The organism is Prescottella sp. R16, assembly GCF_030656875.1.
Lineage (GTDB): Bacteria > Actinomycetota > Actinomycetes > Mycobacteriales > Mycobacteriaceae > Prescottella.
On the sequence record NZ_CP130943.1, the window covers coordinates 970,542 to 995,825 of the forward strand.

Consider the following 25,284-nt stretch of genomic DNA (forward strand, 5'->3'; position numbering starts at 1 on the left):
TCCTTTCTCGACTGATCGGGCGGTGGGGAATCAGATGTAGGGGCGGTGTGGTGGGGGATCAGTGCGTCATACCTGCACCGCCGTCCACTCGATGCACTCGTCGAATCCGACCGAGCCCAGTTCCCGGCCCAGCCCGGAGGCCTTCCACCCGCCGAACGGGGCGAGCGGATTGAACGGGGCACCGTTGACGTCCACCTGGCCGGTGTCCATCCGCAGCGCCACGTCGACCGCGCGGTCCTCGTCGCCCGACCACACCGCGCCGGCCAGCCCGTACTCGGTGGCGTTGGCGAGCCGGACGGCGTCGTCGTCCCCGTCGTGCGGTTCGACGACCAGCACCGGCCCGAACACCTCGTCGCGGGTGATCGGATCATCACGGTCGAGGTCGGCGAGCACTGTCGGGCGGTGGTAGAAGCCCTCCCCGAGACCGGGAATCGGCGCGGTGCCCCCGGCCGCGACCCGGGCACCGCGTGCGACCGCGGCGTCCACCATGGCGCGGACCGTCGACAGCTGGGCCTCCGACACGAGCGGCCCGAGATCGGTGTCCCGGGACGTCGGATCCCCGACGACGAGCGCGTCGGCGCACTCCGCGGCCAACGCCACCGCCTCCTCGTACCGGTCCCGGGGGACCAGCAGCCGGGTCCAGGCGCTGCACGTCTGGCCGCTGTTGAGCATCGCCGACGACACCGTCCCGGTCACGGCCGCCCGCAGGTCCGCGTCGTCGAGCACGACGGACGCCGACTTGCCGCCGAGCTCCAGGCAGGCCCGCTTGATCAGCCGGCCGGCCTGCGCGCCGACCAGGCGACCGACGGCCGTCGACCCCGTGAACGACACCACGGCCACGTCGGGGTGCTCGATCAGGGCCGGCCCGAGGACCGACCCGCGTCCGGGCACCAGGTTCACCGCGCCCGCCGGCAGATCCGTCTCCAGGACGGCATCGCAGAACAGGTACGTGCCGAGCGGGGTCAGCTCGGCCGGCTTGACCACGACGGTGCAGCCGGCCGCGAGCGCCGCACCGACCTTGGCGGCGAGCTGGTAGACGGGGTAGTTCCACGGCGTGATGCACGCGACGACACCGGCCGGGCGGCGCACCGTCGTCGTGTGGCCCACCCGTTCCCGCAGCGGTGTCGACGCGGCGATCCGCGCGAACGAGTCGATGATCTCGATCGCCAGATCGATGTGGGACTCCTCGGCGACGACCACCGGCGCGCCGACCTCCGCGACGGTGGCCGCGACCAGGTCGTCGCGGCGGGCCCGCAACCGGTCCGCCAGCTGTGCGAGCGTGGCCGACCGTTCCTGCGCCGAGCTGCGGCCCCAGACCCGGCCCGCCTCGACCGCTGCCGCAACGGCGGCGTCCGCGTCGTCGGGTGTCGCGACCCCGGCCCGGCCGACGACCCGGCCGGTCGCGGGATTCGCGACGTCGGAGGTTCGGGTGCATTTGATCCATCGCCCGCCGATCAGGGCGGTCGAACGCCACAGGGTCTGTGTCGTGGTCATGCGATGTCCTCCTCGAGGTGTGGACGGATGGGTGACGACCCCGGTCACTGCCCGGATTCCGGGTCGGTGTAGATCGCCTTGCCGAGCCACTGGCCGCCGTCGACGACGAGCACCTCCCCGGTGACGTAGGCCGCGCGATCGGAGAGCAGGAACGCGGCCGACTCGGCGACCTCGTCGGGTGTGGTGAACCGGGCGGCGGGGACGCTCGCGAGGACCCGGGCACGGGCCTCGTCGTTCGGCCACAACGCGGCTCCCGCACCCTCGGTCTCGGTGGGGCCGGGGGCGATGCAGTTCAGGCGGACGCCGCGGGCCGCCCACTCGACGGCGAGGGTGCGGGTCATCGCGACGACACCGGCCTTGGCCGCCGCGCTGTGCACGGTGCCCGGGTGGCCGTGCCACGCATAGGTGGCGATGGTGTTGAGGATCGCGCCGCGGCCGGCGGCGAGCATGTGCTTCGACGCGGCGCGGGTGCCGTGGAAGGTGCCGTTCAGGACGATGTCGATGACGGCCTTCCAGCCGTTCGGTGACAGATTCTCGCCGGGCACGACGAAGTTGCCGGCGGCGTTGTTGACGAGCACGTCCAGGCGACCGAACCGGTCGACGACACCGTCGACGACGTCCTCGACGGCGGCCGCGTCCCGGACGTCGCACGTCAGGGCCACGCCCTTGCCGCCCGCGGCCTCGACGAGGCGGACGGTCTCCGCGAGCGGCTCCTCGCGGCGGCCGACGACGGCGACGGTGCCGCCCGCGGCCGCGTACCGGACCGCGATCGACCGGCCGATACCGGAGCCCCCGCCGGTGACGACGGCGACACGGTCGGCGAACTCGTTGCGGATGTCAGGTGCGGTCATGGTGATTGTTCTCCTTGTGTGGCAGCAGGTTTCGGGTTCGACTGCGGCGGGCGGCCGCTAGCGGGGGATCACCAGGGCGTCGACGGCGAGCACCCCGTCCGGCCCTACCCGCAGGGGATTGATCTCCACCTCGGCGACGTCGGGTGCCGACACCGCGCGCTCGGACACCGCGACGATCAGGTCGACGAGCGCGTCGACGTCGACGGCGGGGCGTCCCCGCCAGCCGAGCAGCAGGGGACGGCTGACGAGCCGGCGCAGCATGGCGTGCGCGGTGTCGGGATCCACCGGGGCCATCTCGATCGTGACGTCGCGGTACAGCTCGGCCTCGGTGCCGCCCGCGCCGACCAGGACGACCGGGCCCATGTCGGGGTCCCGCCGGACGCCGAGGATCACTTCGACGACGTCGGGCCGTCCGTCCATCTCCTCGACGACGTAGTCGCCGTCGCCGAGCCGGGCGTGCATGTCGGCGAAGGCGTCGTGCACCGCACCGGCGTCCGCGAGGCGGATCTGCACGCCACCGGCCTCGCTCTTGTGCTCGAGCCAGGACGCCTTGAGCACGTAGGGCGGGGTGAGTTCGGTCAGGGCCGCCGTGAGCTCGACCTCGGACCGCACCGTCCGGCCGGCCGGGAACCGTACTCCCGAGGGACGCAGGAACTCTTGCGCCGCACGGTATCCGGAGCCGAGGAGCGCGACATCCGACGCGGGCGGGACCGTGAGCGGGCGGGGCGGCGTCGCGAGCCGGGTGGCCGCCGCGATCGAGTCCACCGCGGTCTCGATGCTCGGGTAGGCGGGCAGGCCGTGCTCGCGCATCGCCTCGATGGTGGACCCGGCCGCGACCATCGAATGGACGAGCAGCGGCTTGCGGGCCGCGCGGGCCGCTGCCGCCATCTGCCCGACCAGGGCGGCCTCGTGTCCGGCGAGTCCCGGATTGTCGACCGCGTAGCTGCCGAAATAGCCTGTGAGCAGGACGGAGTCGGTCTCGTCGGATGCGAGCAGCTCCGACACGAGCGTCAGATAGTTCGTGAGGTCCTGCTCGCCGGCACCCGCCAGATCGACCGGGTTGGCGCACGCGGCACCGGCGGGCAGGAGCCCGGCGAGCCGGGACACCGTCGGCGCCGAGAACTCGACGACGTCGAGGCCCGCGCGGGATGCCACGTCGGCGGCGATACCGGTCTGCCCGCCGCTGTCCCCGACGATCGCGAGGCGCGGCCCGGTGGGGAGGGCGGACGACGTGAGCAGCCGGGCGACCTGCACGATCTGGGCGGGCGTGTGGACCCGGATCGCGCCCGCGGCCCGCGCCGCGGCGTCGACGACGTCGAGGGCCGACGTCATCGACCCGGTGTGCGAGCGGGCGAGCCGCGTGCTGGCGGCCGAGTCGCCGACGGTGAGCAGCAGCGTGAACTTGCCGGCCTCGCGTAGCCGGGTCACGGCACGGATCAGGTCGGTGCCCCCGGCGAAGCTCTCGAGGTAGAGGGCCACGACCCGGGTCCGGTCGTCGTCGACGAGGACGTCGAGCAGTTCCGCGGCGGTCACGTCGGTCTGGTTGCCGATCGAGACGAACCGCGAGACCCCCATTCCGGCCCGCGCCGCCAGGCCTGCGATCTCGGAGCCGAGCTGGCCGCTCTGCGAGACGATCGCGATGTGGCCGGCCGTGAAGTTGCCCCAGGCCAGTTGCAGGTCGGTGGAGGTGTCGACGAGTCCGAGGCTGTTCATGCCGACCAGGCGGGCACCCGCCGCCCGGATCCGGTCGGCGATCGCGGCCTCGTCGGGAACCCCGGCGGTGATGCCGAGGAATCCGCGCACACCCAGGGCGAGCGCCTCGTCGACGACCGCCTCGACGGCGGCGGGCGGCACGCACAGGGCGACGAGTTCGGGCACTGCGGGCAGCTCGGTCAGGGACCGGTGCGCGGGGGCGTCCTGCAGGGTGCCGCCGGCCCGGTTGACGAGGTACACGTCGCGCCGGTCGCGTCCGGTCAACGCGCCCCGGGCGAGCCAGTATCCCCATTTTCCGGGATCCGCGCTCGCGCCGACGACGGCGACCGAGGCGGGATCACGGAACACGTCCGGACGCGGTGCGCGGGTCGGGTGCGGGTGCTCGACAGGGGCGGCGAGCGGGGGACTCTGAGTCATGGCGTCCTGTCCTTCATTGACTGCCTAATTAGTCAGTTTCGAGCCGACGGGTGGACCCGGTCCGTCAGACGGCGGCGGGTTCCCGCACATGGATGAGGGTCGGCCGGTCCGCGGCGAGCGCGTCCCGCACCGCGGGACCGACCGCCGCGTAGGAGTCGGCCGCCACCCCGTGGCATCCGAGCGCCCGGGCCAGCGCGGGGAAATCGGGGGTGAGGAGGTCGACGGCGTGGACGCGACCGTCCCGATCGACCATCTCGTTGCGGATCTCGCCGTAGCCGCCGTTGTCGACGATCACGACCGGCAGGGCCAGTCCCGCCTCGGCGGCCGATGCGAGCTCGGCCACCGTGAACATCACGCCGCCGTCCCCGAGGACCGCCACGACGGGCCGCTCCGGTGCCCCGAGCTTGGCGCCGATCGCCGCCGGCAGCCCGTACCCGAGCGTGCCCAGGCCCGCCGGGTAGAGGAACGAACGCGGCTGGTGCAGTGGAAGATTCGACAGCAGGCCGTAGTAGCAGGCCATCGCGCTGTCCGCCGCGATCACGGCGTCCCGGCCCAGGACCGCGGCCAGTGACTCGCACAGCCCGAGATACCGGGCTCCCTCCGCGCGGGCGTCGTCGCCCAGCCGGACCCGCCACTGCGCGGTCCGCTCGGCACCCGTTCCGGCCGGTGCCGGCAGGCGTTTGGTCAGGGTCGCGAGCACGTCGGCGGAGTCGCCGACGATGCCCACCGTGGGCTGCGCGTTCGTCGCGATCGACAGCGGGTCGACGTCGATCCGGATCAGCGTCGACTCCGGAATCGGGCCCCACCACCAGTCGGCCGGCGACAGCTCGGTGCCGACGGCGACCACGACGTCGCACTCCCGCACGAGCTCGAGCAGCGACCGGTGCTGCACGCCGGCGCCCAGCGACAGCGCGTGGTCCTCGGGGAGGACGCCCTTGCCGTTCGTCGACGTGACGACGGGCGACCCGAGTGCCTCGGCGAACGCGCGCAGCTCGTCGGCGGCGGCACTGCAGCCGCCCCCGGCGATCACGAGCGGCCGCTGCGCCGTACGGAGCAGTTCCGCGGCCGCGTCCAGCTGGGACGTCGCGGGCGTCACCGTCGCCGGTACGACGGGACGTTCGATCACGACCGCGGCCTCGTGGTCGAGCAGATCCAGTGGGATCTCGAGGTACGCGGGACGCGGTCGCCCGCTCGTCATGGCCGCGAAGCACTGGGCGACGGCGTGCGGGATCTCCGCGACGCTGGCGACGCGCTGCGCGTGCCCGACGACGGCGCTCATCGCGTCGAACTGGCTCTTCACCTCGTGCAGCAGCCCGTTGTAGCCGCCCGGATGTCCCAGCGGCATGCCCGGTGCGACGAACAGCACGGGGATCGAGTCGGAGTAGGCCTGCGCGGCCGCCGTCGCCGCGTTGAGGATCGCGGGGCCGGTGGTGGTCACGCACACGCCGGGCCGGCCGCTCACCCGCGCGTACCCGTCGGCCGCGTAGCCGCCGCCCTGCTCGTGGCGGGGCGAGACGTGCCGGATGCTCGAGTCCTTCAACGCCGAATAGATCGCGAGGTTGTGCGTTCCGGGGATACCGAAGATCGTGTCGACATCGTGGGCGGCCAATGCGTCGACGAGCGCCTGTCCACCGTTGACGAGTGGTCGGGACATCATTCACTTCACTTTCTCAGGGGCGGGTGTTCTCGGGTGGCGGAGACCCGGGGCGGATCAGTAGGTCGGGAACGTGGCGGTGATGGTGTTCAGGCGCTGCGAGGCGAGAGCGAACGCGGCCTCGCGCAGACTGCCGCCCGTCTCGTCGGCGCGGTCGAACATCTCGCGGCTCAGCGCCTGCATGCGGTCGGCGATCTTGCGGAACGACTGCTGCGGGGTGCCGTCGACGTCGCCGAAGAACACCCACCACCACCAGGCGTTGGTCGCCGAGTTGGCGACGAAGTCGGGGGACACCTCGACACCGCGGGCGGTCAGCAGGGCCTCCGCCTCGGGGGTGACGGGCATGTTGGCGGCCTCGGCGATGATCTGGGCGCGGATCTGTGCCTGGTTCTCGGCGGTGATGCAGTAGGAGATGGCTGCGGGCACGAGCACGTCGGCGTCGAGTCCCAGCCAGTCGGACGACGGCAGCTGCGTGTCCTCGGGGCGCAGGGCGGCGCGGTCGACGTTGCCCTTGGCGCTGCGGGTGCGCAGCAGCTCCTCGACGTCGAGGCCCTGCTCGTTGAACACCACACCCTCGACGTCGACGATGCCGACGATGCGGACGCCGGCCTCGGCGAGATAGCGGGCGGTCGCGCCGCCCATCGACCCGAATCCTTGGATCACCGCACTCGACTCGGACGGGACCAGCCCGCGTCGCTGCATCGCGGCGAGTGCCGACTGCGCCACGCCGTACCCGCCGACGAGTTCGTCGAGCCGGACGCCACCGACCTCGCTCGAGAACGCGGTCTTCATGCGCAGTTCCGCAGCCTCGGGATCCGTCACCACCTGGTAGGCGGCCTGGATCGAGCTGTCGATGCCGAGCTCCGGGAGGAGCCGATCGACGGTGGTCTGCTGGACACCGAAGTCCTCGCCCATCGTCCAGCGCTTCTCGATCATCGGGCCCATTGCGGCGAGGAAGCGGGCGAGCACGCCGTCGGCATCGGGGTGGTAGGGGTCGAAGTCGATGCCGCCCTTGGCGCCACCGAGCGGGACGTACGCGGCGCCGGGCTCGTAGTGGATCGCTTCCTTGAGGGTCATGCCGCGGGCGAGACCGCGCACCTCGTCGAGCGTGCAACCGGCGCGCATGCGCAGTCCGCCGGACGAGACGCCGCGCACGAGCCGGTCGATGACGAGGTAGCCGGTCGCGTCGCTCTCGGTGTCCCGCCAGACGGCCTCGTAGAAGGCGCCGTCGTCCTGCTGGTCGCCGCTTGCGCCGATCGCGTTCGGGAGGGTCATCGACATGGGAGCTCCTGACTTCCGTCTCTTACTGAGTGCTCAGTCAGTATGGCGTGGATCACTCACCCGGTCAAGAGTTCCGTCGAACTGCCTGACCGTGGCAGGTGCGGGCCGGCGGCCGGTGGGTCAGATGCCGAGCTCGCGGGACAGGGTCAGTTCCATCCAGTCGGCCACCTGTTCGGAGGTGACGGCGTCGTCGAACACGACCTGCTGGACGGTCAGCCCGTCGAGCAGGGACGTTATCCGCCAGGCTGCCGCGGCCGGGTCGGGGCAGTGGAACTCGCCGGTTCGGGTGCCCTCCTCGATGAGGTCGATCAGTACGTCGCGCCAGCCGGTGTCGAGAGTCTGGACGACCTTGCGCAGCTCCGGGTTGCGCAGGCTCGCCGACCAGGACTCGATCCACAGTCGCCAGCCGAAGGCCGTGCCGGTGGGGCCGTACTCGTGCAGGACCGCGCGCAGACGGGTCGCGGAGTCGCCGTCGGTGGACTCGAGCACGGCCCGGAGGTGGTCCATGTCGCGACTCGCGCCGAAGCGGAATGCCGAGACGATCAGGTTCTCGAGATTGTCGAAGTGATAGAAGATCAGCCCCGTGCTCACGCCGACGCGCTTGGCGAGATCGGCGCCCCGGATCCGGTCGATGCCCTGGTCTTCGATCGCGGCGAGGGTCGCGTTGAGGATGTCCTCACGCCGGATCGCTGCATCCTTCTTCACACGTGACACGGCAGTGATCGTACTTGTGACCTCCGGTATCGGAGGCATGTGACATAGGTTGAGGCTTGACAAGAATGTGATGCACACCGCACTCTGATGAAGCTGACTGAGCGGCTAGTCAGTTGCCCGCGTGGTTCCACTCGCGCCGAGAGCAGCGACCGATGCCGAAGCCACGAATCATCGAGGAGCGTCCACCGTGAGCGATGCAATGACCACTGATTCCCCAGCCGAGTTACCTGCCGTGAGCATCACCGACGACGGTCCCGAACCCGCCTGTCTGAAACGGGTGATGACCAGCCGGCACCTGTTCATGATCACCCTCGCCGGCGTGATCGGTACCGGACTGTTCCTCGGCACCGGTCAGGTGATCGGCCAGGCCGGACCCGGCGGCACCATCGTCGCCTACCTCGTCGGCGGCTTCCTGCTCTACCTGACGATGGTCTGCCTCGGAGAACTCTCCGTCGTCATGCCGGTGTCCGGATCGTTCCAGGCCCACGCGACCAGGTACATCGGTCCGGGAACCGGATTCACCATCGGCTGGATCTACTGGATCAGCTGGGCCAGCTTCATCGGACTGGAATTCCTGTCCGCCGGCATCGTCATGCGGTACTGGTTCCCGGACACGCCGACGTGGATCTGGTCCGCCGTGTTCATCGTCGTGCTGTTCCTCGTCAACTGCTTCACTGCCCGCTCCTTCGCGGAGACCGAATACGTGCTCGCCGGCATCAAGGTGCTGGCCGTGACCCTGTTCATCGTCCTCGGCGGCCTGGCCATGTTCGGAATCATCGGCATGGACGGCGAATCCGCGCCGATGCTGTCGAACTTCACCGCCGACGGCGGATTCTTTCCCACCAGCATCGGGGCCGTGTGCGCCGCGATGATGACCGTCGTCTACACGTTCATGGGCTCGGAGGTCATGGGCGTCGCCGCCGGCGAGACCAAGGACCCCGGCAAGGCCGTCCCGCGTGCCGTCAAGACCGTCGTGTTCCGGCTCGTGTTCCTGTACCTCGGCGCGATCGTCATCCTCGTCGGCCTGATTCCGTGGGACGCGGTGGGCCTGGACCAGAGCCCGTTCGTCACCGTGTTCGACGCCATCGGCATCCCGTACTCGGCGAGCCTGATGAACTTCGTCGTCCTCGTCGCGATCCTCTCGGTCGGCAACACCGGCCTGTACATGTGCACCCGCATCCTGTGGTCGCTCTCGAAGGAACAGTCCGCGCCGAAGGCCTTCGGGCAGACCACGAAGCGGGGCATTCCGCTCGTCGCACTGATCGTCACCCTCGCCTTCGGGCTCTTCTCCCTGCTGTCGAGCGTCGTCGCCGCGGACACCCTGTTCGTCTTCCTCATCTCCGTCAGCGGCATCGGCGGGGCCCTCAGCTGGATGACGATCGCCTGGTCGCAGTACCGCTTCCGGCGTCAGTACGTCCGCGACGGCGGGAACGTGTCCGACCTGCCGTACTCGGCCCCGATGTTCCCGATCACCCCCGTCCTCGTCATCGTCATGAACATCGCGGTGTTCGTCGCGATGGCCTTCGATTCGACGCAGCGGCTGTCGCTGATCCTCGGCCTGGGCATGGTGCCCGTCTGCTACGTCGTCCACCGCGTCGTGGCCGGTCGTCGGCAGGCGGTCCGATGACGGCACCGCGCCGGGTCGGCGTCGTCGGGGCCGGCGTGGTCGGCCTCTCCACCGCCTGGTTCCTGCAGGAGTGCGGCGTCGAGGTCACGGTGCTCGACCGGACCGGTCCGGGCGCCGGCGCCTCGTGGGGCAACGCCGGCTGGATCACCCCCACCCTGAGCACCCCGCTGCCCGAACCCTCGATGCTCGCCCACGGCCTCCGTCAGCTGTTCCGGCCGTCGTCGCCGCTGTACGTGCCGCTCGCCGCCGACGTGGACCTGACCCGATTCCTGATCCGGTTCGCGCGCAACAGCACTCGCGGTCGATGGCAAGCCGGAATGCGGAAACTGGTCGGTATCAACCGACTCGCCCTCGACGCGTTCGACGCCCTGGTCGACGGCGGTGTCGACGCGGTCGTCCGCGAGGCCGATCCGTTCGTCGTCGGCTACACCGACCCCGACGCGCCGCAGGCCCTGCTCGCCGAGGGCCGCGAACTCGCCGCCACGGGGCAGCCCGTGACGATCGAACCACTGACCGTGGCACAGGCGCGGGAGACGGCCCCGATCCTGTCCGAGAACATCCGGGCCGCACTGCACCTCGGCGGACAGCGGTACCTCGATCCGCCGGCGTTCGTCGCGGCCCTCGCCGAGTCCGTCGCCGAGCGCGGCGGACTGGTGAAGGGCGGCGCCGAGATCGCTGCGGTCCGGGACCGTGCGGATCGCGTCGCGGTCGTCGGCGACGGCTTCGACGAGGAGTTCGATGCGGTCGTGCTCGCGAACGGTGCGACCCTGACCTCGCTGGCCGCGGCATTCGGCGTCCGGGCGCAGGTGCGTGCCGGCCGCGGCTACAGCTTCGCCGTCCCGGCCGACCCGATGCCGTCCGGGCCGCTGTACTTCCCGTCCGGATCGGTGGTCTGCACACCCCTGGGCGGCCACCTGCGGATCGCCGGGATGATGGAGTTCCGCCCCCACGATGCACCTCTGGACCCGCGCCGGATCGAGGCCGTCGTCGCATCCGTCCGCCCGTACCTCCGGGACGTGGACCTGGACGACCGCCGCGACGAATGGGTGGGATCCCGGCCCTGCACCGCGGACGGCCTGCCACTGATCGGCCGGACGATGTCGCCGCGCGTGTTCGTCGCCGGCGGCCACGGCATGGAAGGCATGACACTCGGCCCCGCCACCGGCCGACTGCTGGCGCAGGAAATATGCACCGGCGCCGTGCCGTACGAGCTCGCGGGATTCGATCCGCTGCGGTGACGAAAGGTGCCCGGCGCCGGCCTTTTCCGTAATTGCGGGCAGTCGGAAGATGTACGAACACGGTGGCCCCGGAGACGGCAGGTTCGCCGGGCTCGCTCGACCCCGCCGGATCGCTCGGGTCGTCCGGCTCGCACGGCAGCCGCCCCGATCTTGTCGGTGGGGCGTCGTAGCGTCGGCCCATGGGATACGACATTCAGATCACCATCGACTCGAACGATCCGCACCGGCAGGCCGCCTGGTGGGCGCAGACCCTGGGCTGGCGGGTGGAACCCAGCGACGAACAGTTCATCCGCGGTCTCGTCGCGGCCGGGCACGCCAGGGAGGAGGACACGACGATGTTCGACGGCGTCCTGGTGTGGCGCGAGGGTGCGGCGATCAGCGACCCCGACCGCCCGGAGCGGCCGCGGGTGCTGTTCCAGCTCGTTCCGGAGGGCAAGACGGTGAAGAACCGCCTGCACTTCGACATCCGGGTCGGCGACCGCCGCGAGGAGGTGGCCGACGAACTGGTTCGCTCCGGGGCGGCGATCCTGCACCGCGGCCAGGTGGGGCCGAGCACGTGGATCACGATGACCGACCCCGAGGGCAACGAATTCTGTGTGTCCTGACGGCCCGGCCGGCGCGACGGTCGCGGTCTAGCGGTACGTCCCGGGAGTCGCGCCGGTCCATCGTTTGAACGCGCGCCGGAATGCGCTGGGCTCGGAGAAACCCAGCCGGGCCGAGAGCTCGTCCACGGGTTCGCCGCGGCGCAGTGCGGCGACCGCGGCATCGCTCAGCACCTCCTCGCGCAGATGCCCCAGAGAAGTGCCCTCCTGGCGCAGCAGACGCCGGAGGTGCGCGGCACTGATCGACAGCATCTCGGCGATCTCGTCGGCGGTACTGGTGCGTCCGCGCACCCCCGCCTCCAGGATCCGACGGACCTGCGATGTCGCCGTGCTGTCGTAATCACGTTCGGACAGCAGAAGGTTCGGTGATTCGCGGAGATAGTCGGCGAGGCTGTCCTCGTCCTGGACGAGCGGCGCGCGCAGGATCGCGTTCTCGAACTCCAGGGAGGCCACCGGCGCACCGAACGTGACCGGCACCCCGAAGATGGCGTCGTAGTGCTTCGCGACCCGGCGATCCGGCTCCGGATAGGGCATCGACACCGACCTCGGTTTCACGCGGCGGCCGACGAGCCACGCGGCGAACCGGTGCAGCAGGAGCAATTCGAAGTCGGTGACGAGCCGGAACGCCTCGTCGGCGAACTCGGGCGAGTGATCGTCGCCGCGCACGTCGGCCCGCACCTCGAGCCGCACCGACGTGTCACCGGGGACGAGGGTGAGCGGAGGGACCGGCAGGACACGCGTCACGTCCGCCATCCGTTCGAGGGCACTCCCGAGATCCGGACAGTGGATCAGTGTCAGGCAGATCAGCCGGAACGTGCCCCGCGGCACCGGATCCGCACCCAGCCCGAACAGTTCGTCACCGGTGCGCTGCCACACGGCCTGCACGAACGACGTGACCTGGTTCGTGGTCAGCCGGCCGCGCGGGTCGTCGAGCGCCGCGGCGTCGATGCCCGACGCCACCAGGACGGACGTCGGATCGATACCGGCCGCCTCTGCGAGATGCCGTGCCCGCCTCAGGAAATCCGACGGGATCGTCGCCGAACTCATCCCGACGCCCCGAGCCGCCGCAACCGCCGAGCCGCCTCGTCGAGCACCGCGTCACGCTTGCAGAACGCGAAGCGCACCAGATGATTCCACTGCCCCGGACGATCGGTGAACACGCTGACCGGCACAGCGGCCACCCCGATCCGCTCGGGGAGCGTCCGGCAGAACGCCACGCCGTCGGAGGTGCCGAGTGTCGTGATGTCGGCGCACAGGAAGTACGTTCCGCCACCGGAATACACCCCGAAACCGGCGTCGCGCAGAGCATCGGCAAGCAGATCCCGCTTGCGCTGCAACGCGTTGCGCATGCCGAGCACCCAGTCCTGCTCGTGCTCGAGCGCATGGGCGACCGCGGGCTGGAACGGGCCACCGGCCACGAACGACATGAACTGCTTCGCCGCCCGGACCGCATCGACGAGATCCGCGGGACCGCACGCCCATCCGGTCTTCCACCCCGTCACATTGAACGTCTTGGCGGCACTCGACACGGTCACGGTGCGCTCGTACATGCCCGGCAACGACGCCATCGGTGTGTGGGTGCGGCCGTCGAACAGCAGATGCTCGTACACCTCGTCGCTGAGCACCAGCAGATCCCGCTCGCACGCCAACTCGGCCACCGCCCGCAGTTCCGCATCGGTGAAGACCGTGCCCGTCGGATTGTGCGGCGAGTTCACCACGAGCATCCGGGTCCGCGGCGTGACCGCGGCCCGCAGTGCATCGAGATCGAGCGCGTACCGGTCGCCGTCCCGCACCAGCGGCACCGACCGGCGCACCGCGCCGGCGAGCGCGACGGATGCCGCGTACGAGTCGTAGTAGGGCTCGACCAGCACCACCTCGTCACCCGGCTCCACCAGCCCGAGGATCGCGGCACTGATCGCCTCCGTCGCCCCCACGGTCACCAGCACCTCACGGTCGGGATCGTGGACGATCCCGTACCGCCGCGCCCGATCGGCCGCGATCGCCCGACGCAGCACCGGCATCCCCGGCCCGGGCGGATACTGGTTGAGGCCGTCGGCGATCGCATGCTGCGCCACCTCGAGCATCGACGCCGGCCCGTCGGTGTCGGGAAAACCCTGACCCAGATTGATCGCGTCGTGCTCGGTGGCGAGCGCCGTCATCTCGGCGAAGATCGTGGACGTGAACGGCCGCAGCCGCGAGACGGTCCGGGAGCGCGAATCGTGGGGCATTTGTCCAGCGTAGCGACGGCATCCGGGTCGCGGGAACCGGGCCGTGTCACGTTCCCGGGCCCTGCGTCGTCCACAGGACAGACGGCGCGCGACCGGCGCGCCGACACCGGACGGAGGACGTCATGGCTCGTATCCACGCAGTTGCACCGCACGAGGCCGGCCCCCTGATCAAAGCCGCCTACCGGTACACCGAACGGCAGTACGGTGAGGTGCCCGAACCGTTCGCGGTCCTCGCCAACCACCGGAAACTGTTCCTCGTGTCCGCCGGCCACGAGATGGGCGCCCAGAAGGCGTCGACGGTGCTGCCGCCGAACGTCCGTGACATCGCCGTCTACCGGGTCGCATGGACCGTCGGCTGCTCGTGGTGCGTCGACTTCGGCACCATGCTGCAACGGCTCGAGGGCCTCGACATCGATCGACTGCAGCACATCGGCGAGTACGAGACCTCGGAGCTGTACAGCGACGACGAACGCGCCGCGATCGCCTACGCCGACGCGATGACCGAGACCCCCACCGCCGCGACCGACGACCAGGTCGCCGACCTCGAACGCCGATTCGGCCGCGACGGTGTCGTCGAACTGACCTACCAGATCGGCCTCGAGAACATGCGCGCCCGGATGAACTCGGCGCTCGGCATCCACGGCCAGGGATTCAACTCCGGTGATGCGTGCCGCGTGCCCTGGGCTACGGAGGAGGAGGCGCGGAAACCCTGACACCGCCGAGCTTTTCGGGATTCACGATGTCGTAGGCGGCCCACACGCGGCCGTCGCGGACGGTGAAGGCGGTGACCCGCCGCGGAAAACCGGGGTGGGTACCGTCGCCGGGGGAACCGTCACCGAGGAACCCGAGTCGGCCGTTGACGAGTACCGGGGTGGCCGACAGCAGAGCGTCGAGTCCGTACTTGCGGGCCAGGCCGATGAAGAACCGGGCCGAACGGTCGGCGCCGGTGACGACGTTGACGGCGGTCCGGGCGGTGCCGTTCGCGTCGCCGATCGTCACCGCATCCGGATGCAGCGCCGCGACCACGGCGTCGAGGTCGCCGCTCGCGAGTGCCGCCATCAACCGGCCCACGGCCTCGTCGTGCTCGGCCTCCGACGTCGGCGGGGGAGCGTCGGCCACGGCCCGGCGGGCCCGCGACGCGAGCTGCCGGGCGGCCGGGACGCTCAGGTCCAGGATCTCGGCGATCTCCCCGAACGGCACCGAGAAGCCGTCGTGCAGAACGAACGCCACCCGCTGGTCGGGGGTGAGCGTGTCCAGCACCACCATCGCCGCCATGCGGCTGTCCTCTTGCAGAACAACGAAATCCAGTGGATCCGGGGTGCGGGACGGCGTCAGGTCCGTGACGATCGGCTCGGGCAGCCACTGCCCGACGTACGTCTCCCGGCGCGCTGTGGCGGACCGCAGCCGGTCCAGGCAGATCCGTCCGACGACCGTCGTCAGCCACGCCCGCAGATCACGGATTGCGGTGGTGTCGGTGTCGGCGAGTCGCAACCACGCCTCCTGCACAGCGTCCTCGGCGTCGGACACGCTGCCGGTGAGCCGGTAGGCGGCCGACAGGAGATGCCGCCGGTGTTCCTCGAACGAGTCCACGAGCGTCGCCGTTCCCATGACGCGATCCTACGACCGGCCCGGCAGGGGAGGGGGTGCCGAATGGACGTTTGTTCCCTTTGTTACGCTGCTCACATTGATGTGATTCGCGGTAACGGACAGTGCTGACCGGCCGCCCGGACATCGGCAGGACGGAGACCCGGCGGCGTGAACATGGTGTCCAAGCTGGCCAAGTGGCAGCTCGTGGCCTTCCTGATCCTCGGCATCGTCAGTGTCGTGTTCGTCGGGGCACGCTACGCCCGGCTCGACCACCTCATGGGGTTCGGCCACTACCGCGTCTACGTCGACCTGGCCGCGTCCGGCGGCATCTTCTCCAATGCCGAGGTCACCTACCGGGGTGTGCCGGTGGGACGGGTCGGCGACCTGGAACTGACCGCCGACGGCGTCCGAGTGGAACTACTGCTCGACGACGACGCACCCCGCGTCCCGGCATCGGCGGCCGCAGTGGTCGCCAACCGGTCCGCGATCGGCGAACAGTACGTGGACCTGCAGCCCCCGACGGGGGACACCGGCGACGGCCCCCACCTCGTCGACGGCGCCGTGATCGACCGCGACGACACCGCCGTTCCGACGCCCGTCGAAGACCTGATCGCATCGGTCGACGCCCTCGCCCGGTCGGTACCGACCGACGACCTGCACACCGCCGTCACCGAACTCGGTGCGGCCTTCGACGGTCAGGGCGACAATCTGCGGATCGTCGTCGACTCGCTCGGCGCCCTCACCCGCGACGCCGCGGACGCGTTGCCGCAGACCCTCGACCTGATCTCCGACGGTCGCACCGTCCTCGACAGTCAGTCCGGGCAGTCGTCGGCGATCCGATCGTTCAGCGCCGACCTCGACACGCTCGCCGCACAGCTGCGGTCGAGCGACCCGGACGTGCGCCGGCTGATCGGCACCGGCGGGGACACGACCGACGCGGTCGGTGCGCTCGTACGCGACAGCGGCGCCGACCTCACGACAGTCCTGACGAACGTGCGGCAGTTGACGTCGCTCGCCCCGGGGCGAGAAGCGTTCCTGCAGACCGGATTGCAGCTGCTGCCTGCGCTTCCGGTGGCGGCGCGCGCCGTTGCCCCCGGTGACGGCACCATCCACTTCGGTCTCGTCCTGGAAACCAACAATCCCGCGCCGTGCACGATCGGCTACGAGAGCACGTACCGCACGCTCGACGAAATGCGCAGGAACAACCCGGATTTCGACGACAGTCGTGACGACTTTCCGTTCTCCACCGACGTCCGCTGCCTCGCCCCGCAGGGCAGCCCCACCGGAGTGCGCAGCGCCGAACGCGCCGTCCTCGCCGACCCGTCGATCCCGCAGCCGTGGGACGACACCCCCAAGCGGGCGCCGGATTCGTTGAACCTCAACCCGATTGCAACGCAACTCGCGGCGCTGATGGGTGTCGTCCCGCCGGCGTGACCCGGCGATCGCGACACAGCGGTCGATGCGGGCGCAGTTCGGCGGTTTCCTGCGAAATCGGCGCGACTGCGCGAGACTGGGACGACCCCTATGACAGGAGGTCACCCATGGAACTCCGTGCGACCGGGTCGAAGCCCCTGAGCTTGCTGCTCTGGTGGGTCACACTGATGGTCATGGCAGCGGCGGTGCCGGCGTTCGCGGCATTCGTACTCATGGGCTCGGCGAGCCTCGCGGTGACGATCGGATTGATCACCGCAGGTGGTGTCGGCCTCGCGGCAGTGCTGATCTGACCGGTTCCGTCAGCGGAGCTCGCCGGGCAACTCGGACGGGTCGAGGAGCACGAACTGCTGGTCCGCTGTGCGCACCTGCTCCGATGTCGCGATCTTCTTTTTCAGCAGGGCCCACTCGACGTCACCGATCTGCGCCGTGGCCTTCGTGAGAACCGTGCTGTCACGGGTACCCCACGAGATCGGCATGAAACTCACCATCTGCCAGGTCTCACCGTTGGACCGGGACGTGCGGTCCCCCAGCACCGCCACCGACGGAACCTTGGCACCGACCCGGTACGCCTTGCCCGGGAGCGCCCGCACCGCCCTCGTCGCCAGCGCGTAACGCGGGCCGCCCGCGTCGGACTTGGCGATGTCGACCAGGGCGAGCAGCGTGTAGCCGCGTGGGCGGACCTCCGCGACGACGGCCGGGACCAGATCGCCCTGTGCGTACAGGTCCTCGAGGCTCCCCACCTTGCGGGGCGTCCACACGACCATGAACAGCGACGTCAGCGCGCACACCGCGAGCACCACGCCGAGGATGTACGACCACGGCTGCCCCAGGACGAACAGCCACGCCGCACCGCCGCCGAGGAGAACGGCCATCAGGCCCGCCGACCACTGCAGCCGGCGGATGTCGGAGAACGTCTCGTTGACGGATTTGGCGTGGTGCTTGTCGACGGGGAACTCGAAACGTCGCACGGGTGAGATGTCCTATCCGATGGTCGGACCGAGCAGGTCGTCGGCGTCCGTGATCCGGTACGCGTAGCCCTGCTCGGCGAGGAAGCGTTGACGGTGGGCGGCGTACTCGGCGTCGAGCGTGTCCCGAGCGACCACCGAATAGAAGTGTGCCTGACCGCCGTCGTGCTTGGGACGCAGGAGTCGGCCCAACCGCTGCGCCTCCTCCTGCCGGGACCCGAACGTGCCCGACACCTGCACCGCCACCGACGCCTCCGGCAGGTCGATCGAGAAGTTCGCGACCTTGCTCACCACGAGTGTTCGGATCTCCCCGGACCGGAACCGGTCGAACAGGGCCTCACGTTCCTTGTTCCGCGTGGAACCCTGGATCACCGGCGCGTCCAGCTCGGCCCCCAGCTCCTCGAGTTGATCGAGGTAGGCGCCGATCACCAGCGTCGGAGCGTCCGGATGCCTGTCGAGGATCGACTTCACCACGGCGTGCTTGGTGCGCGCCGTCGAGCACAGCTTGTAGCGTTCGTCCGGCTCGGCCGTCGCGTACGCCATCCGCTCGGCGTCGGTGAGCGTCACCCGCACCTCGACACAGTCGGCGGGCGCGATCCAGCCCTGCGCCTCGATGTCCTTCCACGGCGCGTCGTACCGCTTGGGCCCGATCAGCGAGAACACGTCGCCCTCACGGCCGTCCTCCCGGACCAGCGTCGCGGTCAGACCGAGGCGGCGCCGGGACTGCAGGTCGGCGGTCATCCGGAACACCGGCGCGGGCAGCAGGTGCACCTCGTCGTAGATCACCAGGCCCCAGTCGCGGGAATCGAACAGCTCGAGGTGCTTGTACTCGCCCTTCGACTTGCGGGTGATCACCTGATAGGTGGCGATGGTGACCGGGCGGATCTCCTTCTTCTCGCCCGAGTACTCGCCGATCTCCTCCTCGGTGAGCGAGGTGCGGGCGATCAGCTCCCGCTTCCACTGCCGGCCGGCGACGGTGTTGGTGACCAGGATCAGCGTCGTCGCCTTCGCCTTGGCCATCGCCGCGGCGCCCACCATCGTCTTGCCGGCGCCACACGGCAGCACGACGACACCGGAGCCGCCGGCCCAGAACGAGTCGGCCGCCATCTCCTGATAGTCGCGCAGCTGCCAGTGGCCCTCCTCGAACGCGAGGTCGATGGGGTGGGCCTCGCCGTCGACGTAGCCGGCGAGATCCTCGGCCGGCCAGCCGATCTTGAGCAGCATCTGCTTGAGGTGCCCGCGCTCGGACGGGTGCACGATCACGGTGTCGTCGTCGATCTTCGCGCCCAGCATCGGGGCGATCTTCTTGTGGCGCATCACCTCGGTGAGCACCGCACGATCCAGGCTCACCAGTGTCAGCCCGTGCACCGGGCTCTTCACCAGCTGCAGCCGGCCGTACCGGGCCATCGTGTCGACGATGTCGACCAACAGCGGCTGCGGCACCGCGAAGCGGGAGAAGTTCACCAGCGCATCGACCACCTGCTCGGCGTCGTGCCCGGCGGCGCGCGCATTCCACAGCGCGAGCGGGGTGATCCGATACGTGTGCACGTGTTCCGGGGCGCGCTCCAGTTCCGCGAACGGTGCGATCGCCTGCCGTGCGTCGTTCGCACGCTCGTGATCCACCTCGAGCAGCAAAGTCTTGTCGGACTGGACGATCAACGGGCCGTCGGTCACGTGTGCCTCCTCGCAGACGGTAACCAGACCATTGTCCAGACCGCGGCGAGGTACCGCCACGTGGCGTCGCCGACGGTCACCACGGCCCGGGCGTGGTGGAACGACCGTGAAGGATCCCCGTACGTGGCGGACGGGGATCCTTCACGATCGAGTCAGCGGGGGGCGAGGGACTTCTTGGTGTCCATCACCTGCATCAGCGCCTCGGAAATTCCGGCGCGATAACCGACTTCCCGTTCGGTGAGTCCAACGGTGGTGTCGAGTTCGTTTTCCAGTCTCGCCTGAATTCGGTCCAGTGCGAGCAGGGTCCTCTTCACAGTCGGGTCCTTGTCATTTTGTTCGGTTCTTTTATTTTCGGTCGGCGCCGATCGGAATTCCCGAATGTTGTGCCCGTTCGTCGAGGACGAAGAGCCGCGCCGAGGCGATGCCGGATCTGAAGCCGTCCGACCCGGGTTCCGGCAGGTTCGCGCCGGGGAGCAGGTTCTCCAGCTTCCGGTGCAGCCGGTCCAGGATGTCGGGGGTGGCGTGAGAGATGGACTTGTGCGTCATGGGGCGTCCGCTCAGCTGCGCTTGCGCTTCTTGACGAGTTCGCCCACGTCTACGGCACGTTCCCTTTTTTCCGCGCGCTTTTCCTTGATCGACTGCGCAGATTTTTTGAGACTCTTACCCGGTTTTCTCTCGGCCATTGTCGCTCCTGAAGTCGAAGTGGCAATCACTCGATCGAGACCATATCCTATTTCCCAAAAAATGCCAGTCGCGCAGTTCAGTCCACGAGTGCGACGGACGTGATCCGGTGCAGGGTGTACTGCCGGATCTCGCCCGTGTCGGGGTCGCGGGCGTCGAGTCGGCCGCCGCCGACGGACACGGGTGCCACGATGCGCTGTGACGCGATGCCCTGCGCGTCGACGTACCCGATCGTGACGGTCCGGCCCACCTGGGTGGCGGTCTGCAACAGCGTCATCGTCGCGGCGAGGGACGCGCGACTGCCGTCGCTGCGCAGCCTGGCCCCGGTGGACGCGGCGGCCCGGTCCCCGGAGCGCAGCGACCGCACGAGCGTCGTGAGTTGTTCGTCGGTGGGGACGGCCGGCACCCGCACTCGGGAGACACGGGCGGCGGGGACGCGGGCGCCGCGCGGGCGCAGGTCCACGAGCGCGCCGCTGGAATCTTCTCCGGCGGGCGCGAAACCGGCGGCCCGCAGCTCGGCCAGTACCTCGGAGAGGGGAGCCTGCGAGACGGCGACGGTGGGGGCGAGGGCCCGGAGCGCGAGTTGCTCGGCGATCGGCGACGACAGCACCTCGGTGAGCAGTGCCGGATCCTCGCAGCGGACGAACGATGCTGCGATCCCGGCCCGCAGCCGGCCGTGGCGTCGGGCGACGTCGTCGATCAGATAGGTCAGCGACTGCGGGACCGGCGTCTTCGACCGGGTCGCGAACAGGGTGTGCAGGTCGGAGGCGCCGAGTCCGGCGTCGAGGGCCCGCCGGATGCTCGCCTCCCCGATCCGGTACATCGATGCCGCACCCGCGGATTCGATGTCGGCGACGAGGGTGATCTGCTCGAGCAGATCGGGGACGAGGGGCCCCGGTGCGACGACGGTGAGGTCGGCCTGCACCAGCACGTAGTCGATCGGCTCGGGCAGTGCCGCATCCATCTCGGCTTCGGGGTCGCCGCCGTGCAGCAGCGCCTTGCCCGGAGACGACAGAGCGCCGTGCGCGACCAACCCGAGCGCCGTCGCCTCGGCGAGGGTGCGTTCGACGACGTGCGGTCCGAGCCGGCCCGCCCAGCGGGGACGACGCCATGCGAGGAGCCGGGCCGCGTCGGTGGCGGTGACGTCCCGGCCGCCGGCGTCGGCGAGCAGGTCGAGCAGCAGTCGCCGCTCGTGTGGGGAACCGGGGGAGCGGACCTCGTCGGACAGTGCCGAGATCGGCTTGTCGGCGGCGTCGCGGTGCCCGATCAGCCACGGCCGTCGCGGCAGCGTCGACCAGGCCCCGGCCAGAGTGGCCCACCGCCGGGCGGTCCCCGAGTTGGACCAGCCGTCGACGGCGGCCGTCGGCGCCCAGTACTCGTCCACGTCGGTGGCCGGTGCGGGGTCGGGGAGGCCGGACGCGATCAGTCCGGCGCCTGCGAGCAGTTCGAGCAACAGCCCGATCCGGGTCTCGTCGATACCGGTGCTCTTCGCCAGCCGGCGCAGTTCCCGAACCCCCAGACCGCCGGCCTTGAGCGTCGGCGCCGGTGCGTCGCCGAGCACGGCGATCAGGTCCTCGCAGTGCCGCACCAGTTCCAGCGCCTCGCCGGCGGCGGCCGCGTTGATCTCCGCCGGTTCACGGACACGGCCCGTCAGCGACGGTGGTGTCGGCGCGGTGGGGTCGTGGACGACCTCGCCGCGCAGCACCTGCCCCACGGACGTCGGCAACTCCACGGTCTCGGCGTCGATCCAGTGCAGCAGACCTCGGGCGAGGAGCCGCTGCACCGGCCGCTCGGGGGACGTGCCGGGGGCAGCGTCGCGGGTGCGTCCGACGGGTGACGACCGCGCGAGCGTCGACAACAGTTCCCGTTCGGCCGGCTCGATGTCGTCGAGGGCGGCCCGGATCTCGTCCTCGCCGAGGGCGTCCGACGCCGTCTCCGCCCGCCCGACACGCCACGGGATCGCCTCGGCAGCGGCCGGAACGATCCGCAGGTGCTCGTCGTCACCCCACACCAGCGCGAGCGCCCGCAGCCGGGTGAGGGCCTTGTCGACGGACCGCTTCGGGGCGCGGCCGGTGAACGCGCCGGACACCGTCGTCCGCGGCACCGGCGTCCGGTCGGCGTGCGCGAGCGTGAGCACCTCGAGAACCCCGAACTCGAGGGTGTCGAGGGTGTCGGCGGCGCGCAGTACCGACGCCCGCTGCTCGGCCCGCCCGGCCAGCACCGCGCACGTCGCCGGCGGGGGTACCGCCAGGTCGGGTCGCAGCCGCAGCAGCGTGGCGAGGTCGGCGTCCTTGCGGCCGGTGAGCCAGTCGGTGAGGGTCGCGGTCACCGCGGGTCCGGTGGTGTCGGGAGTGTCCGCTGTGCCATGAGGAGAGATCATCGCCTATGAGATTAGTGACCTGGGCTGTACCACGGCGCCGGCTCCTGCCAAGATGGGCGACGTGGCTAACAATTCGAAGAAGCACTATGTCGATCCAGGGTGGCCGGACGTTGCGGACGGTGACCACGCGGTGACCGAACTGTCGTCCAGCCGTGCAGGCAACCTCTCGCCGTTCGGTGAGGAGACGGAGTTCCCGCTGCCGGTGGAATCCCTGCCTTACGTGCATCCGCACACCGTGATCAACCGCTGACGCGCACACGACGCGAAGAGGGCCCCTCACCTTTCGGTGAGGGGCCCTCTTCCACGTCTGACGTGGTGGTCTAGCTCTGCGAGGTGCCGGCGACGGGGCCCGCGATGTTCTGCAGGTCCAGTGCGCCGAGGTCGAACGACTTCGCGGCGTCGTACGCGTCGAGAACGTTCTGGTCGACGGCGATGCCCTGGGCCTTCGCGGCGTCGAGCAGCGAATCGATCTGGTCGAAGACGCCCTGCGCGGGATGCGTGGGGGCGGGGGCCTGCACGGGTGCCGGGGTGGTGACGGCCTTCGGCGCCGGGGTGGCGGCCGGGGCGGTGCGCTGCGTCGCCGCGCTGTTCAGGCCGAGCTTGGCCGAGCAGGACGGCCATGCGCCCCAGCCCTGGTTGGCGAGCACTCGCTCGGCGACGACGATCTGCTGCTCCCGGCTGGCGTTGTTCGCGGTGGCCGCGAACTCTCCGCCGCCGTGCGCGGTCCACGTGCTCGGCGAGAACTGCAGGCCGCCCTGGTAGCCGTTGCCGGTGTTGATGCCCCAGTTGCCGCCGGCCTCGCACTGGGCCAGACGGTCCCAGTCGGAATCGGGGGCCGCGTTGGCCGTGCCGGCGAGGGCCACGCCGCTCACGCCCATGATGGCGCCGGTGACGGCGACCTTGGCGACGGTGCGGCCGGTGGTGGTCGGCTTGCGATGGCGTCCGCTCATGTCGGTCGGTTCCTCTCCGTACGCGCCTGCGAGGTCAGCTGTCGGGTTCGGGCTGAGAGGTCGCCCGGCCTCGCCGCTCATGGCTGGAGCGGGTCTGGCTTCACCCCCAGGGAGATCGCTCTCCCGTGGCCCTGCGGGGCAGTCCCTGACGGGACTGTGTTCCCCGGAGGACCGGTTGGGTCCCCCGTCCCCGTCCATGGATGGTTCGTGGGTTGTCCGGGCCCGCTGGACGGGGTTTGGCGCGGTGGGCCCGGAGGTGGCCGTGGTGCCGGCCGGAGACGACGGTACGACGAGCGAGGGCCGAACGTCACTAGTTGGTAACGCGGCGTGCCTGGGACCGGTCATGGGACGAATCGGGCGTCGGCGGCGTTGGCCCTGCTAGTCGGGCCGTCCGAGGGGCGATCCCATTTCGCCGCCCCGTCGTTATCGATGCGTTATGTGGTAGAGATCACAGGGCGATGTCGCGGCGATCGACGTCGACGATGTCCTTGCCGAGTGGCATCAGCGAGATCGGGATCATCTTCAGGTTCGCGATCGCGAGGGGGATACCGATGATCGTGATCGCCATCGCGATCGCCGACACGATGTGCCCGATCGCGAGCCAGATCCCCGCCAGGATCAACCAGATCACGTTGCCGATCAGTGAGCCGACACCGGCGGTGGGCTTGTCGACGACGGTCTTCCCGAACGGCCACAGCGCGTAGACGCCGATCCGGAACGAGGCGATCCCGAACGGAATCGTGACGATCAGGATGCACATCAGTACGCCGGCCACGAAATAGCCCAGTGCCAGCCACAGCCCGCCGAAGATCAGCCAGATGATGTTGAGCAGGATTCGCACGGATGTTCCTTTCGGAAGCGGCTCGTCGGCTCCGGTGTCTCAGTGACTCCGGCGTCCGGACCGGAGCGCGTAGGCGACGGCCAGGACGAAGCCGAGCGGGCACGCGAGGGTGAGGAGGTAGAGGGCGAGGCCGGGATCGCCCTCGGACAGCGAATGCACGAAGAACACCGTGACGATTGCCGCGATACCGACGAAGAAGCAGGCGAGGGCGGCGTAGAACAGGCCCTTGCCGGTGTTGTCGGAGTCGTTGCGCTGCGATTCGTTCGTCACGGTGTCAACGGTAGGCCACGGACGGTGAACGGGCGGTTGCCGGGCACGGCACTCGGCCGATGCCCGGGCAACCGCCCGTTCGGGGTGCGGTCAGGGCAGGGATTGTTCGAGGCGGACCGTGATGTCGTCGAAGTTCGCCGAATCGGACTGGGCGACCTTCCCGGAGGTCTGCGGATCGAACGTGAAACTGGCGGTCACGTCGACGGTCTTGCCGTCGTAGCTCCGGTCCAGGACGGCCGGGACCGGAGTCCCGTCGATCTGCGCGGTCACCTGCGGCTGCAGCCTCCCGGTCAGCTGCCCACCACTGGTGAACACGATGTCGTCGACGGTGAGGAGGGCCTTCGTATAGGTGCCGGTGAGCGTGATCCGATAGCTGCCCGAGTAGGTGAGGACGTCACCCGGGACGATCCGGAACGACGCGATGTCGATCGGCCCGTTCCGGTCCTTCCAGGCGGGGGTGGTGACCTCGGTGATCGACCCCGAACCGCCGCCCCCCGGCGTGGTCGTCGGCGGGACGGTCGTGGTCGGCGGGGCCGTCGAGGTGGAGCCGCCGCTGCTGCCTGCGCTCCCACTGCCGAGGCTGCCGAAGTCGCATGCGGTCAGCGTCAGGGTGGAGCCCAGTGCCAGTGCGGCGACCGCGACCTTGAAGGTCCTGGGGTGTGTCGTCATTCGGTGTGTCTTCC

26 protein-coding genes are annotated in these 25,284 nt (G+C 70.1%); 7 read left to right on the plus strand and 19 right to left on the minus strand.

The features are described from left to right. Positions 1-66 precede the first annotated feature (66 nt). From Q5696_RS04480 to Q5696_RS04505, 6 genes are all read right to left on the minus strand, one after another. Positions 67-1,494 (minus strand): aldehyde dehydrogenase family protein, encoded by a 1,428-nt coding sequence (locus Q5696_RS04480; RefSeq protein ID WP_305094015.1) that lies wholly within the window; start codon positions 1,492-1,494, stop codon positions 67-69. 44 nt (positions 1,495-1,538) lie between these two features. Further along, positions 1,539-2,345, minus strand: a complete 807-nt coding sequence (locus Q5696_RS04485) for an SDR family oxidoreductase (RefSeq protein WP_305094016.1) — start codon at positions 2,343-2,345, stop codon at positions 1,539-1,541. 57 nt (positions 2,346-2,402) lie between these two features. Further along, positions 2,403-4,475, minus strand: a complete 2,073-nt coding sequence (locus Q5696_RS04490) for an acetate--CoA ligase family protein (protein ID WP_305094017.1) — start codon at positions 4,473-4,475, stop codon at positions 2,403-2,405. A gap of 64 nt (positions 4,476-4,539) precedes the next feature. Then, positions 4,540-6,132, minus strand: a complete 1,593-nt coding sequence (locus Q5696_RS04495) for a thiamine pyrophosphate-binding protein (protein WP_305094018.1) — start codon at positions 6,130-6,132, stop codon at positions 4,540-4,542. Positions 6,133-6,186: 54 nt separating this feature from the next. Continuing rightward, positions 6,187-7,410, minus strand: coding sequence for a glutamate dehydrogenase (locus Q5696_RS04500; RefSeq protein WP_305094019.1), 1,224 nt, complete (start codon positions 7,408-7,410; stop codon positions 6,187-6,189). 120 nt (positions 7,411-7,530) lie between these two features. Further along, positions 7,531-8,124, minus strand: coding sequence for a TetR/AcrR family transcriptional regulator (locus Q5696_RS04505; protein WP_305094020.1), 594 nt, complete (start codon positions 8,122-8,124; stop codon positions 7,531-7,533). 187 nt (positions 8,125-8,311) lie between these two features. On the opposite strand from Q5696_RS04505, the gene Q5696_RS04510 reads away from it, so the two are divergent. The 3 genes from Q5696_RS04510 to Q5696_RS04520 all read left to right on the plus strand — a co-directional run bounded on the left by Q5696_RS04510 (position 8,312) and on the right by Q5696_RS04520 (position 11,594). Next, on the plus strand, positions 8,312-9,751 hold the full coding sequence (locus Q5696_RS04510; protein WP_305094021.1) for an amino acid permease: 1,440 nt from the start codon (positions 8,312-8,314) through the stop codon (positions 9,749-9,751). Further along, positions 9,748-10,989, plus strand: coding sequence for an NAD(P)/FAD-dependent oxidoreductase (locus Q5696_RS04515; RefSeq protein ID WP_305094022.1), 1,242 nt, complete (start codon positions 9,748-9,750; stop codon positions 10,987-10,989). Before Q5696_RS04510 ends, Q5696_RS04515 begins: the two co-directional genes overlap by 4 nt. A gap of 179 nt (positions 10,990-11,168) precedes the next feature. After that, positions 11,169-11,594: a VOC family protein gene (locus tag Q5696_RS04520; protein WP_305094023.1), complete on the plus strand. Its 426-nt coding sequence runs from the start codon at positions 11,169-11,171 to the stop codon at positions 11,592-11,594. A gap of 27 nt (positions 11,595-11,621) precedes the next feature. Here Q5696_RS04520 and Q5696_RS04525 read toward each other — a convergent pair whose 3' ends face one another. Both Q5696_RS04525 and Q5696_RS04530 read right to left on the minus strand, forming a co-directional pair. Beyond that, positions 11,622-12,638 (minus strand): AraC family transcriptional regulator, encoded by a 1,017-nt coding sequence (locus Q5696_RS04525; protein WP_305094024.1) that lies wholly within the window; start codon positions 12,636-12,638, stop codon positions 11,622-11,624. Next, positions 12,635-13,819, minus strand: coding sequence for a pyridoxal phosphate-dependent aminotransferase (locus Q5696_RS04530; protein ID WP_305094025.1), 1,185 nt, complete (start codon positions 13,817-13,819; stop codon positions 12,635-12,637). The genes Q5696_RS04525 and Q5696_RS04530 overlap by 4 nt, the downstream gene beginning before the upstream one ends. Before the next feature lie 122 nt (positions 13,820-13,941). On the opposite strand from Q5696_RS04530, the gene Q5696_RS04535 reads away from it, so the two are divergent. Next, positions 13,942-14,532, plus strand: coding sequence for a carboxymuconolactone decarboxylase family protein (locus Q5696_RS04535; protein ID WP_305094026.1), 591 nt, complete (start codon positions 13,942-13,944; stop codon positions 14,530-14,532). Here Q5696_RS04535 and Q5696_RS04540 read toward each other — a convergent pair. Continuing rightward, on the minus strand, positions 14,504-15,427 hold the full coding sequence (locus Q5696_RS04540) for a sigma-70 family RNA polymerase sigma factor (RefSeq protein WP_305094027.1): 924 nt from the start codon (positions 15,425-15,427) through the stop codon (positions 14,504-14,506). The two genes, Q5696_RS04535 and Q5696_RS04540, sit on opposite strands and share 29 nt — an antisense overlap. Positions 15,428-15,580: 153 nt before the next feature. Between Q5696_RS04540 and Q5696_RS04545 the strand changes: the two genes are divergently transcribed. After that, positions 15,581-16,840 carry an MCE family protein gene (locus tag Q5696_RS04545; protein ID WP_305095130.1) on the plus strand — a complete coding sequence of 420 codons (1,260 nt, stop codon included), beginning with the start codon at positions 15,581-15,583 and terminating at the stop codon, positions 16,838-16,840. 107 nt (positions 16,841-16,947) lie between these two features. After that, the gene (locus tag Q5696_RS04550) at positions 16,948-17,130 is read left to right on the plus strand and encodes a hypothetical protein (protein ID WP_305094028.1); all 183 of its coding nucleotides are present in this window, start codon (positions 16,948-16,950) and stop codon (positions 17,128-17,130) included. A gap of 9 nt (positions 17,131-17,139) precedes the next feature. Here Q5696_RS04550 and Q5696_RS04555 read toward each other — a convergent pair whose 3' ends face one another. From Q5696_RS04555 to Q5696_RS04580, 6 genes are all read right to left on the minus strand, one after another. Then, positions 17,140-17,808: a DUF3239 domain-containing protein gene (locus Q5696_RS04555; protein WP_305094029.1), complete on the minus strand. Its 669-nt coding sequence runs from the start codon at positions 17,806-17,808 to the stop codon at positions 17,140-17,142. 12 nt (positions 17,809-17,820) lie between these two features. Then, entirely contained in the window at positions 17,821-19,479 is a 1,659-nt protein-coding gene (locus Q5696_RS04560) for a DNA repair helicase XPB (protein ID WP_305094030.1), read from the minus strand. A gap of 152 nt (positions 19,480-19,631) precedes the next feature. Further along, a complete protein-coding gene (locus Q5696_RS04565) occupies positions 19,632-19,793 on the minus strand; it encodes a hypothetical protein (protein ID WP_305094031.1) in 162 nt (53 codons plus the stop codon). A gap of 31 nt (positions 19,794-19,824) precedes the next feature. Further along, a complete protein-coding gene (locus Q5696_RS04570) occupies positions 19,825-20,025 on the minus strand; it encodes a hypothetical protein (RefSeq protein WP_305094032.1) in 201 nt (66 codons plus the stop codon). 11 nt (positions 20,026-20,036) lie between these two features. Beyond that, positions 20,037-20,162, minus strand: coding sequence for a hypothetical protein (locus tag Q5696_RS04575; protein WP_305094033.1), 126 nt, complete (start codon positions 20,160-20,162; stop codon positions 20,037-20,039). A gap of 77 nt (positions 20,163-20,239) precedes the next feature. Next, a complete protein-coding gene (locus tag Q5696_RS04580) occupies positions 20,240-22,540 on the minus strand; it encodes a helicase-associated domain-containing protein (RefSeq protein WP_305094034.1) in 2,301 nt (766 codons plus the stop codon). Between the two features lie 61 nt (positions 22,541-22,601). Between Q5696_RS04580 and Q5696_RS04585 the strand changes: the two genes are divergently transcribed. Next, entirely contained in the window at positions 22,602-22,790 is a 189-nt protein-coding gene (locus Q5696_RS04585; RefSeq protein WP_305094035.1) for a hypothetical protein, read from the plus strand. 70 nt (positions 22,791-22,860) lie between these two features. On the opposite strand, the gene Q5696_RS04590 is transcribed toward Q5696_RS04585, so the two are convergent. From Q5696_RS04590 to Q5696_RS04605, 4 genes are all read right to left on the minus strand, one after another. Then, complete coding sequence (locus tag Q5696_RS04590) at positions 22,861-23,490, minus strand: resuscitation-promoting factor Rpf1 domain-containing protein (protein ID WP_305094036.1); 630 nt, start codon at positions 23,488-23,490, stop codon at positions 22,861-22,863. 448 nt (positions 23,491-23,938) lie between these two features. After that, complete coding sequence (locus tag Q5696_RS04595; protein WP_305094037.1) at positions 23,939-24,331, minus strand: YccF domain-containing protein; 393 nt, start codon at positions 24,329-24,331, stop codon at positions 23,939-23,941. A 39-nt stretch (positions 24,332-24,370) separates the two neighbouring features. Further along, complete coding sequence (locus Q5696_RS04600; protein WP_305094038.1) at positions 24,371-24,601, minus strand: hypothetical protein; 231 nt, start codon at positions 24,599-24,601, stop codon at positions 24,371-24,373. 90 nt (positions 24,602-24,691) lie between these two features. Further along, entirely contained in the window at positions 24,692-25,270 is a 579-nt protein-coding gene (locus Q5696_RS04605; protein WP_305094039.1) for an alternate-type signal peptide domain-containing protein, read from the minus strand. Positions 25,271-25,284 lie beyond the last annotated feature (14 nt).

Coding starts and splice junctions, on each gene's coding strand:
- Q5696_RS04480 (WP_305094015.1), bottom strand. CDS start 1,494: ATGACCACGACACAGACCCTGTGGCGTTCGACCGCCCTGATCGGCGGG.
- Q5696_RS04485 (WP_305094016.1), bottom strand. CDS start 2,345: ATGACCGCACCTGACATCCGCAACGAGTTCGCCGACCGTGTCGCCGTC.
- Q5696_RS04490 (WP_305094017.1), bottom strand. CDS start 4,475: ATGACTCAGAGTCCCCCGCTCGCCGCCCCTGTCGAGCACCCGCACCCG.
- Q5696_RS04495 (WP_305094018.1), bottom strand. CDS start 6,132: ATGATGTCCCGACCACTCGTCAACGGTGGACAGGCGCTCGTCGACGCA.
- Q5696_RS04500 (WP_305094019.1), bottom strand. CDS start 7,410: ATGTCGATGACCCTCCCGAACGCGATCGGCGCAAGCGGCGACCAGCAG.
- Q5696_RS04515 (WP_305094022.1), top strand. CDS start 9,748: ATGACGGCACCGCGCCGGGTCGGCGTCGTCGGGGCCGGCGTGGTCGGC.
- Q5696_RS04520 (WP_305094023.1), top strand. CDS start 11,169: ATGGGATACGACATTCAGATCACCATCGACTCGAACGATCCGCACCGG.
- Q5696_RS04525 (WP_305094024.1), bottom strand. CDS start 12,638: ATGAGTTCGGCGACGATCCCGTCGGATTTCCTGAGGCGGGCACGGCAT.
- Q5696_RS04530 (WP_305094025.1), bottom strand. CDS start 13,819: ATGCCCCACGATTCGCGCTCCCGGACCGTCTCGCGGCTGCGGCCGTTC.
- Q5696_RS04535 (WP_305094026.1), top strand. CDS start 13,942: ATGGCTCGTATCCACGCAGTTGCACCGCACGAGGCCGGCCCCCTGATC.
- Q5696_RS04540 (WP_305094027.1), bottom strand. CDS start 15,427: ATGGGAACGGCGACGCTCGTGGACTCGTTCGAGGAACACCGGCGGCAT.
- Q5696_RS04545 (WP_305095130.1), top strand. CDS start 15,581: ATGGTGTCCAAGCTGGCCAAGTGGCAGCTCGTGGCCTTCCTGATCCTC.
- Q5696_RS04550 (WP_305094028.1), top strand. CDS start 16,948: ATGGAACTCCGTGCGACCGGGTCGAAGCCCCTGAGCTTGCTGCTCTGG.
- Q5696_RS04570 (WP_305094032.1), bottom strand. CDS start 20,025: ATGACGCACAAGTCCATCTCTCACGCCACCCCCGACATCCTGGACCGG.
- Q5696_RS04575 (WP_305094033.1), bottom strand. CDS start 20,162: ATGGCCGAGAGAAAACCGGGTAAGAGTCTCAAAAAATCTGCGCAGTCG.
- Q5696_RS04580 (WP_305094034.1), bottom strand. CDS start 22,540: ATGATCTCTCCTCATGGCACAGCGGACACTCCCGACACCACCGGACCC.
- Q5696_RS04590 (WP_305094036.1), bottom strand. CDS start 23,490: ATGAGCGGACGCCATCGCAAGCCGACCACCACCGGCCGCACCGTCGCC.
- Q5696_RS04605 (WP_305094039.1), bottom strand. CDS start 25,270: ATGACGACACACCCCAGGACCTTCAAGGTCGCGGTCGCCGCACTGGCA.